Source organism: Streptomyces atriruber (genome assembly GCF_001418325.1).
Lineage (GTDB): Bacteria > Actinomycetota > Actinomycetes > Streptomycetales > Streptomycetaceae > Streptomyces > Streptomyces atriruber.
In genome coordinates, this window is record NZ_LIPN01000693.1 from 1 (window position 1) to 1,193 (window position 1,193).

Below are 1,193 nucleotides of genomic sequence, written 5' to 3' on the forward strand. Positions count from 1 at the left end.
TCGATGGCCAGGTCCTCCGTCCTGCAGAACGGGATCTTGCCGCTGGTCTTCGTCGCGCCCTTCGCGGCGGCGGCGCCCGCCCCGGTGTCCTTGCCGGAGTCCGACTTCGTGTCACCGGAGCCCGAGTCGCTCTCCGGCTTCGAGTCGCTGCCCGAGGAGCCCGAGGAGGACGAGGACGAAGAGGAGCCCTTGGACGACGAGTCCGTGCCGGAGTCGCCGCCGCCGCAGGCGGTGAGGGAGAGGGCGGCGGCGAGGCTCAGGGCGGCGAGAGCGGCGGTGCGGGTGTGCTTCATGGTGTTCCCCCAGGAGTGGCCGGGTGCGTGCGGTCAGCACTATTTGTATCCCGCACCGAGTTACGGGCAGTCCTCGGCGAAGTCTTCGTTCTGTCACAGGCGCACGGACTCGGGATCCGCCGAGGCGGCCACGGGCCGCGGGGACGCCGCCGGACGGTCGAGCGCCAGATAGCCCGCGCCGCCCACCAGGCCCGACAGCAGGAAGCTGCAGTCGACCCCGCCCGTCAGGGGCAGCAGCGGACCCTCGTACGAGGGCAGTGACACGGCGAGGACGCCGACCGCCGCGCCCAGCGCCCAGGCGGCCGTGGCCCGGATGTTCCAGCCGGCGCGGTACCAGTAGATGCCGCCCCTGGAGCGGCGGTTGAAGACCTGCAGGGCGTCCGCGTCGTACTCCCCGCGGCAGCGTGCGAAGCCGATGAGGGTGATCACCGCCCACGGGGTGCCGATGGCGGTGAGGAGCAGCACGAAGGACGTCATCGCGTCCTGCGCCTCCCATGCGTAGTGGCCGACGAAGACGCAGCCGGTGGCGACGGCGGCGACCGTGTACGTGGCGCGGGCACGGGACGCGCGGGGCAGGATCGCGTCCAGGTCGAGGCCCATGGAGTAGAGCATCAGGCCCGCGTTGCCGACCGATCCCGCGGAGGCGGCGAGGAGGAGCGGGACCAGGTACCAGCCGGGGGACGCGTCGACGAGCCCGCCCGCGTAGTCGAGGGCCGCGCGGGCCGCGTACGCCGTGAACGTGCCGAAGAGCTGGGGGATCAGGAGCCCCGCGAGCAGGCCGAGCCAGGCCGCGCCGAGGACCGCGCGGGAGCCGTGCCGGGCCGGGGAGATGTAGCGGGTGTAGTCGCCGAGGAGGGTGATGAAGGCGATCGGCCCCGACAGGCCCGCGGCGACCAGGGC

At 73.2% G+C, this 1,193-nt stretch carries 1 protein-coding gene and 1 pseudogene; both read right to left on the minus strand.

The features are described from left to right. Positions 1-293: pseudogene (locus tag AOK03_RS40130) on the minus strand (DUF4232 domain-containing protein); the annotation flags it as partial. 93 nt (positions 294-386) lie between these two features. Next, the coding region (locus AOK03_RS40135) for a cytosine permease (protein ID WP_244177966.1) at positions 387-1,193 on the minus strand (807 nt) is incomplete at its 5' end.